The organism is Carboxylicivirga sp. M1479, from assembly GCF_007097485.1.
In the GTDB taxonomy this organism is placed as follows: domain Bacteria; phylum Bacteroidota; class Bacteroidia; order Bacteroidales; family Marinilabiliaceae; genus Carboxylicivirga.
Genome location: NZ_VKDE01000068.1, coordinates 1 through 2,567, shown reverse-complemented (window position 1 = coordinate 2,567; position 2,567 = coordinate 1). Strand labels below are relative to the sequence as shown.

General features: G+C 40.4%; 3 protein-coding genes. All 3 read left to right on the top strand.

Annotated features, from left to right (window positions below):
• A partial coding sequence (locus FNN09_RS20740; RefSeq protein WP_143304404.1) for a sulfatase-like hydrolase/transferase occupies positions 1-822 on the top strand: 822 nt, incomplete at its 5' end.
• 9 nt (positions 823-831) lie between these two features.
• Positions 832-2,250 carry a sulfatase gene (locus FNN09_RS20735; RefSeq protein ID WP_143304403.1) on the top strand — a complete coding sequence of 473 codons (1,419 nt, stop codon included), beginning with the start codon at positions 832-834 and terminating at the stop codon, positions 2,248-2,250.
• A 47-nt stretch (positions 2,251-2,297) separates the two neighbouring features.
• Positions 2,298-2,567 (top strand): sulfatase-like hydrolase/transferase (locus FNN09_RS20730; protein ID WP_143304402.1); only part of this gene is annotated, 270 nt, incomplete at its 3' end.

Sequence of the window (2,567 nt, the reverse complement as noted above, 5' to 3'; positions counted from 1 at the left end):
ACACTGGATTTTCTTAACTCCGTTAAAGACCAAGCGTTTTTCCTTTACTATTCACCCTATGCGGTACACACCCCTATTCAACCTTATAAAGAGCTGCTGGCTAAATACGAAAACAAGCCGGAATGGAATGGACAGAATAATGCCAAATATGCTACCATGGTTGAGAATCTGGACACACAGATTGGAAGAATGATTACAAATCTGAAAGAATCCGGCCAACTTGAAAATACCTTTATCCTGTTTATTTCCGATAATGGAGGACACTACAAAATCACCAAACAGTGGCCTTTAAGATCCGGTAAAGGTGCGTATTACGAAGGAGGTATACGCGAACCCATGTTTGCGTATTGGAAGGGTAAAATTCCTGCAGGTACTAAGTCTGAAACTCCAATAAGCAATCTGGATTTTTACCCAACCATACTTGAAGTTGCGGGTGTGTCAAAACCAGTTGGTAAAGTGTTGGATGGCCAATCAATTCTACCGTTACTGACTAATCAATCAGAAATGGATAGCCGGCCGCTTTATTGGCATTTTCCAATTTACCTCGCGGCATATGTGAAAAACGATACCACTACTTTCGACCCTTTATTCCGCACTCGTCCTGGCTCTGCCATTCGTTATGGAGATTGGAAGCTCATTCAGTATTTTGAGAATAACGACATTGAATTGTATAATCTGAAAGAAGATTTGAGTGAGCAAAACAACCTGGCTCAATCCAATCCGGAAAAAGTAAAGGAATTATTAGATATGTTGGATGAATGGAGGAAGAATACCAATGCACCCGTACCAACTGAATTAAATCCGGAATATAAATCAAATTAATTTACGATAATGAAGACGATTAACCTTACAATTTTTAGTCTGTTGTTACTTCTGTTCACTGGAATATTGACAGGCTGTGAATTGAAGCCAAATAAACAGGATAAGAGGGAAAACAAACGCCCTAATGTAATCATATTATTCTCCGATGATGCAGGCTATGCTGACTTCAGCATGAATGGTAATCAATTGATTAAAACACCACATATTGATGCCATCGCTCAACATGGAGTGACCTTTACCAATGGATATGTTAGTGGTCCTGTTTGCAGCCCTTCCAGGGCAGGATTATTAACAGGTCGTTATCAGCAACGCTTTGGACATGAGTGTAATCTGAGTATGAACCCTTATAATAAAGTGGATGAGGAATTACTTGGCTTGCCGGTTGAGGAGAAGACCATTGCCACATTAATGAAGCAAAATGGATATCGTACAGGTTTGATCGGTAAATGGCATCTGGGTGAAAAGGATCAGTTTCATCCATGCAACAGGGGCTTCGATGAGTTTTTCGGTATGCTTGGAGGTGGGGCACCTTATCATGCAGGACAGGCAAAAAAAATGATGCGAAACTTTGAAGCTGCCGATTATAAACAATTGCCCTATTTAACAGATGCTTTTGGTGATGAGGCTTGCCGTTTCATTGAAAGCAGTCGGGAACAGCCTTTCTTTTTATATCTTTCATTTAATGCGCCGCATACACCAATGCATGCGCGTCCGGATTATTTAGAAGAGGCAAGAGTGAACTTTAAAACTGAACAAAGAGCTATTAATGCAGCCATGACCCGCTCACTGGATGATAATGTTGGTAAGGTAATGGCGAAGTTAAAGGAATTGGGTATTGAAAAAAATACCTTGGTATTTTTCACAAATGATAACGGAGGAGCCATGCCTTATAATGCCTCTAACAACGATCCTTTTTCAGGTACCAAAGGTACTTTTCTGGAAGGCGGCATTCATGTGCCATTTATTGCACAGTGGCCTGGTGTTATTCCAGCTGGAACACGCTATGAACAACCTGTTATTACATTGGATATATTCCCAACTGCTGTTGAATTGGCAGGTGGAGAGTTGCCCGCTGACAGAACGATTGATGGTGTAAACCTGATGCCATTTATCACGGGACAAACAAAAGAGGTGCCGCATGAGGCTTTATTTTGGCGTTTAATGCACCATGGCGCTATAAGAAAAGGTGATTGGAAGTTAATATGGTTTGATGATAAGGCTCCGCGCTTACACAACCTGAAAGAAGATGTTGCTGAGCAAGTCGACCTTTCTGAACAGGAACCGGAACTGGTAAAAGAATTACTGGCTGATTTCCTGAATTGGGAAAAAAAATTGGTAGCGCCAATATGGATTCAAGCTCCGCAATGGAAGAAACACTCAAGAGATAGATATGATCAGGCTAACGTTAATAAGTTTAAGAAAGATTAGCGATACGATGACAATTGAAAAATAAAAACCTTTTGAATATTTTAAAAATGAACACTATATCTTCAATAAAGCCAATACTACTGTTGCTACTTGTACTTTTTTCATTGACTGCATGCAATAAGGAAAGAGTGCAAGAGAATAGTAAACCAAATGTCATCTATATCCTGGCAGATGATCTGGGTTATGCCGACCTGAGTTGCTACGGGCAAACCAAATTTACAACACCTAATATAGATAAATTGGCTGCCAAAGGAATCAAATTTACACAGCACTATTCTGGTAGTACCGTATGTGCCCCTTCACGCTCTGCCCTAATG